Origin of the sequence: Bacillus sp. JH7 (assembly GCF_001563515.1) — a bacterium.
GTDB lineage: Bacteria > Bacillota > Bacilli > Bacillales > Bacillaceae_G > Bacillus_A > Bacillus_A cereus.
Genome location: NZ_LPUS01000006.1, coordinates 1 through 5,828 on the forward strand (window position 1 = coordinate 1; position 5,828 = coordinate 5,828).

Sequence of the window (5,828 nt, forward strand, 5' to 3'; positions counted from 1 at the left end):
TGCCTTCATAGTTTGGTGATGATGGCAGAGAGGTCACACCCGTTCCCATACCGAACACGGAAGTTAAGCTCTCTAGCGCCGATGGTAGTTGGGACCTTGTCCCTGTGAGAGTAGGACGTCGCCAAGCAACTTTAAGACGAGTCAGAATGACTCGTCTTTTTTGTGTTTTATAAAAATAAGAATGGCTGGTAAATCTCAGTTTATTAAAATTTCACTTTATTGTTCACATCAACAAGTTCAAAACGCTCACAGACGAGTAACATATCTTCAGAGAAATTAAGACCAAGCTCATTTAGTTCCTTTGTAAAAAAACGAACATGGGTGTCTCTCCAGTAATTATAAGTACGATCTCCTTCGCCTTCAGCGATAGCGAATTCTTCGCTTACTTCATTCATTGGTGTTACAGTTACTTCTATTGTCTTAATAATAGCTACAGGTTCATCATTACTATTGAGTATAATACTATAATCAATAGTAGTCGGTAGTGATTCATGTTCTAATTCATAAAAAATGTGACCGGAGCATGTAGCGGTTTTAATACCGTCAATTACTAGTTGTGCAAGATAATTAGGGGCATCCCCAAATTGCCAAGCTGTAACAGATTCTGGTTTTTTGTTGTTTCCCCAATAAGTATCCCAATATGTTTGTGCTAATTGATTCATTTTTATCGTTACCTCACTCTAATTCATATTTAGTCTCTTTATAATTCCTAGGAAATTTACTTACTTATTTAGTATGTCTTTGTACTCATTTAAAAGTTGTAGCGGTGTGTTGCAAATTAAAAAGATACTATGTGGAGTGAATATAGTTTGTAAATATGTTCTGTACATATATGGAATCTTTAATTTTCCAATTGCATTTTATGATAAAGGATGTAGTTACTTAAAGAACGTTCAGATTATGAATGGTAGTTTATTATCACTATGCCATATTGAAGTGAGTAATACTAGAGTTAAAATAGATGAAAAAACTGATATTCTAAATTGAATATCAGTTTAATAATATGTGACTTATATGCATCTATAGCAATACGAAAAGCGTAAATAAGATAGCCAACAAAATACGATAGTACGCAAAAGGTTTTAAACCTATCTTCTCTAAAAGCTTTAGAAAAGTTACTACCGCTAGCATCGCTACTATAAAAGAGGTAATGAATCCTACCGCAAACATAGGGATGTCATCGACACTTAAATACTTCCAACTTTTTAGTAAGTCTAAGCCTGTAGCCCCAATCATTACAGGAAGAGCTATTAGAAAAGAGAATTCAGATGCAGTCTTATAATTTACTTTTGCTAATAGACCTCCAGAGATAGTAGAGCCAGCTCTAGAGAAGCCAGGGTATACTGCTAAGCACTGAAATAATCCGATTGTTAAAGCTTGGCGGTATGTTAAATCGTCCAGTGAATAGGCTGCTGCCTCTTTCTTTTTTACTTCTGCAAAGAGCATAAGAATTGCACCTGCTACAAGTCCAATCACAACAGTGTATGGCTGGAATAAGTATGTTTTAATAATATCATGTAATAGCAAACCAGCAACCACTGCCGGAAATACGCCAAGAAATACATGGAACGCGTTGAATTTTTTTTCTTTCTGTAGAAGTGGCTTAATATTACATAAAGAAACGAGACGTTTATGATATAAAATTGCAATGGCTAAAATTGCGCCTAGCTGAATAACAATTTCAAACGTTTTCGCTCTTTCTCCCTCAAAGCCTAATAAATGCCCGACTAATATAAGATGGCCAGTAGAGGATATAGGTAAAAATTCAGCTAATCCTTCTACAATACCGAGTATGAAGGCAATAATGATATCGCTCATAGTTTCACTCCTACAAATTAATGAATGTCTACTTTTTTAAAATAGAATAGTGTTGCAATAAATCCGGAAATTGTCGTTACTGCAATGATGATATAAGAATACTCTGGTGGATATGTCGGTTGTAATTCGTTATTTGCGATATCTAGAGTAGCGGTCCACGGAAATAAATCTTTATGCTTGGAGTTTACGAGCATAAGATTAGTCATTGTAATAATGACTGTTAATATAATGGGCGGTACATAGCTCTTCATTACAAGAGTTAGTAGCACAATAGGTGAAGACAATAGAAAGAGAAGTCCACCACATATTAAAAATTCTAGGAAAGAACCTAAAAGTAAAGAAATGTTAAAGCCAGGGAAGTTCCCCAATAGCCCTAATATTAAAGTAAGTGCCCAAGCGACTAAAGTTAGCATCATAATCCAAAGAAAGAGAATGATGAATTTACTTATAATAAAGCTAATGCGCGACACGGGGATAGTTAGTAAATTTTTCAGTGTATCTTCTGCATATTCGCGGGTAAGCAAATATGCAACCACTACTCCATATAAGGGGAATCCTATAACTAAAGTAGTATATAAGTTAACGTCAGTGAATAATTGATGGAACCAAATAGTTGGAGTAGGCTGTTTTGTTTTTATATGTATATAAGAGGCTACTACAACTAAGAAAGGTGCGACACCAGCACCAATAATGCTAATTAAAAACATATTAGAGCGTTTTAGTTTTAAGAGTTCTGTATAGAGTAGATTAACCAATTGTTCCACCTCCAACTAGTTTGGTGAAATAATCTTCTAGTCTATCTTCGCTTATCATCATTTTTAATACTTCAATACCATTAAGAACAAATGTTCTGTTTATGTATCCTTGTTGCCCAAAATGAGAGTAAATACGAATATTTCCTTCATCATGTACTTCATAATCAAAAATTTGAAGATGATTTTCTAATAACATCACAGCTTTATCGTCATTATTCACTTGAAACTCTATGTACTTACGGTTTGCTTTGCGCAGCGTATCAAGAGAAACTTCTTCTAGTAACTTTCCTTCATGAATAATTCCGATACGATCGACCAACTGTTCTATCTCGGCTAATATGTGACTAGAAATGAGTATTGTTATATTTCTTTCTTGAGCTAAAGAATGAATAAGTTTTCGCATTTCTTTAATACCAATAGGGTCTAGTCCGTTAGTTGGTTCATCTAATATGAGTAGCTCAGGATAATGGAGAAGAGCGCGTGCAATTCCTAAGCGTTGCTTCATTCCTAAAGAATACTTTCCTACTAACTTTTTTGTCTCATGCTGCAAGCCTACTATTTCTAATGCTTCTTCGATAGCATTCTTTTTGTGAACCCCAATTATCTTTGCATTAATTAGTAGGTTTTCTTTTGCAGTTAAGTTTTCATAAAATCCTGGAACTTCAACTATAGAACCAATTCTGCTTAAAATATCTTTTTGATTTTGGAATAAGTTCTCTCCGAATATTTCAATCGTTCCACTTGTAGGTTTTATAAGACTAAGCAGCATACGAATGGTTGTTGTTTTACCAGCACCGTTGCGGCCTATGAAGCCATAAATCTCTCCTTGTTGAACATTAATATTTAAATTATCTACGGATTTTTGATTGCCATATACTTTAGTAAGGTTAGTCGTTTTTATAATTGTATTTATAGGAGACACCTGCTTTCTATAAGTTCTTACTTACATCATAAAAAGGAAGGCTTAACTGCATATTAATCATTTCTTAACTATTTCTTAAAAGTATTGTGTTTTGGAATAGAAAAGCCAAAAGTAGTTCGTTTCCATGGAGTACTTTCAACCCATATATGCCCACCATTTTTTTCAACGAGTGCTTTAGAAATAGAGAGTCCGAGACCGCTACCACCAAATGAAGAGTTTCTTGATTGTTCGCTTCGGTACATTCGCTCAAATACGTTTTGTAAATCATGTTTTGGAATACCAGGGCCTTGATCCCAAATATGAAGTTCGTATTCTGCATCAGCTTCTAGCAATTCGACTCCTATTGTTTTCCCATCCTTTCCGTAATAAATTGCATTTTTCATTAAATTACCGATAATCCGCATAATGCTTAGATGATCTGCGATGATAGGACAAGTAGACTCTGGTATGCGAATTTGCAGTTCGATGTTATGTTTTGAGAGCTCAGGTAAAAATTCAATCAAAACTTCTCTAGTAACTTCAGAAAAGTCGAGTTCTTCTTCTTTTAGTGGAAATTCATTAGCGTCTAGCTTCGCCATATTGAATATTTCATCAACTAGGTGCTTTAAGTTATTTGATTTCATATAGAGTATTTTAAGATATTCTTGTTTTTCTATTTCAGAAGCAGCAACTCCGTCTTTCAAAGCATCTATATATCCGATAATGGAGGTGAGTGGTGTTCGTATATCGTGGGAGATACTAGACAAAAGTTGTTTTCTGGATTCCTCGGATCTTTTGGCTTCAATCTGAACCTGCTCTAATTTAGCTATTAGCTCGTTTATTGAAAAAACGATATTATGTAATGAGTGGTCATTGCTTGTGAATAATCTCGTTTGTAAGTTTCCTTTTAGTACACGACTTAATTTAGTATCCATTGCTTTACGATGTTGAATGAATTGTATTCTTGAAAAGAAGAGATAAATTGTAATTAAGATAAGGATAATAAATAAAGACATTTTTAATCTTGGGCCCATTTGTATGTTTAAAATCCCGCAAATGATAAGTTGTAATGAAATAAGGAAGAGGGTTTTATCAGTCTTCAAGCTTTTCACCTACAAACTTATAACCAATTCCCCATATAGTCTGAATGAATTTTGGATTGGAAGGGTCAATTTCTATTTTCTTTCTAAGTTTTCGAATATGTACCATAACGGTATTGTCATCTTCTATATAATTATCGTCCCACACATTTCGGAAGAGCTGTGTTTTTGTAAATACTTGCCCTGGGTTTGAAGTAAAGAATTTTAACAGTTCCAATTCTTTTCCGGTTAAGCTAATTTCTTCTTTGTTTGTATGAACTGTGTATGTATTTAAATTGATAGTTAGTCCTTTAAAAGATAAAGTTGTTTTTTCTTGAGCAGTATTGTTACTTCCGAGAACTAAAAAACGCCGCATAAGAGCTTTTACTCGTGCAATTACTTCGTGAATGCTGAAAGGTTTCGTAATATAATCATCAGCACCAATGCTTAAACCTAAAATTTTATCAACTTCGTGATCTTTAGCTGTGAGCATTAATATAGGTACGTTAGTTTTATCTCTAAGTTTTTTACATACCTCGATTCCATCTATTTTGGGCATCATAAGATCTAATATAACGAGGTTATATTTATTTTGATTAAATAAATGCAAGGCTTCTTCGCCGTTGATTGCAGTGTCTACCATGTATAATTCTCGTTCTAAATATATTTTTAATAAATTTCGGATTTCTTTATCGTCGTCTGCTATAAGGATACGTATATCTTTCATATCTTCACCTGCTTCTAATAGAGTTTTATTGATAGTACAACAACTTTCTAATTATATACTAGTATTTGTTAAAATAAGGTTGCTAGTTTTGTTGGAGGAAAACGTCCACACAAGTTAAGTCTAGAGTTCAAATTAACTTGAATATATTTGGAAAAATAAATTAAAGAGAAGCAGAAGGTGTGCTCCGATAATGAAATCCTATAGAGACGTATCTAGCTAAAAGAGCATAAAAATATTAAATTGAAATTATTTATAAAAAGGTGTTGACGATTATACTTTAGAGGTGTAATATAGAACAAGTCGCCGATGACAATAACGTCGAAAGCGACAAACGAAATAAAAAACTTAGTTGACATTGAAAGATGAAAATGTTAACATAAGGAAGTCGCAAATGAGCGGCTAAGTAGTTCTTTGAAAACTGAACGAAACAAACAACGTGAAACGTCAATTTTTATTTTAGATGCTAGACAAACTAACTTTATTGGAGAGTTTGATCCTGGCTCAGGATGAACGCTGGCGGCGTGCCTAATACATGCAAGTCGAGCGAA

The 5,828-nt window shown here is 33.9% G+C and carries 6 protein-coding genes and 2 rRNA genes; 2 read left to right on the forward strand and 6 right to left on the reverse strand.

Going from position 1 to position 5,828, the window contains the following annotated elements; all coding sequences use genetic code 11:
* Nucleotides 1–11 precede the first annotated feature (11 nt).
* Nucleotides 12–127, forward strand: a 5S ribosomal RNA gene (gene rrf / locus AU379_RS17310).
* A 76-nt stretch (nucleotides 128–203) separates the two neighbouring features.
* On the opposite strand, the gene AU379_RS17315 is transcribed toward rrf, so the two are convergent.
* From AU379_RS17315 to AU379_RS17340, 6 genes are all read right to left on the reverse strand, one after another.
* On the reverse strand, nucleotides 204–662 hold the full coding sequence (locus tag AU379_RS17315; protein WP_001072418.1) for an ASCH domain-containing protein: 459 nt from the start codon (nucleotides 660–662) through the stop codon (nucleotides 204–206).
* A gap of 358 nt (nucleotides 663–1,020) precedes the next feature.
* Complete coding sequence (gene uppP, locus AU379_RS17320; protein ID WP_001279960.1) at nucleotides 1,021–1,818, reverse strand: undecaprenyl-diphosphate phosphatase UppP; 798 nt, start codon at nucleotides 1,816–1,818, stop codon at nucleotides 1,021–1,023.
* A gap of 17 nt (nucleotides 1,819–1,835) precedes the next feature.
* A complete protein-coding gene (locus AU379_RS17325; RefSeq protein ID WP_000247716.1) occupies nucleotides 1,836–2,573 on the reverse strand; it encodes an ABC transporter permease in 738 nt (245 codons plus the stop codon).
* Nucleotides 2,566–3,495, reverse strand: a complete 930-nt coding sequence (locus AU379_RS17330; RefSeq protein WP_000074580.1) for an ABC transporter ATP-binding protein — start codon at nucleotides 3,493–3,495, stop codon at nucleotides 2,566–2,568. The genes AU379_RS17325 and AU379_RS17330 overlap by 8 nt, the downstream gene beginning before the upstream one ends.
* 68 nt (nucleotides 3,496–3,563) lie before the next feature.
* Entirely contained in the window at nucleotides 3,564–4,577 is a 1,014-nt protein-coding gene (locus AU379_RS17335) for a HAMP domain-containing sensor histidine kinase (protein WP_061139567.1), read from the reverse strand.
* On the reverse strand, nucleotides 4,567–5,280 hold the full coding sequence (locus tag AU379_RS17340) for a response regulator transcription factor (protein WP_000651991.1): 714 nt from the start codon (nucleotides 5,278–5,280) through the stop codon (nucleotides 4,567–4,569). The genes AU379_RS17335 and AU379_RS17340 overlap by 11 nt, the downstream gene beginning before the upstream one ends.
* 478 nt (nucleotides 5,281–5,758) lie before the next feature.
* On the opposite strand from AU379_RS17340, the gene AU379_RS17345 reads away from it, so the two are divergent.
* Nucleotides 5,759–5,828: ribosomal RNA gene (locus AU379_RS17345) — 16S ribosomal RNA — on the forward strand; the annotation flags it as partial.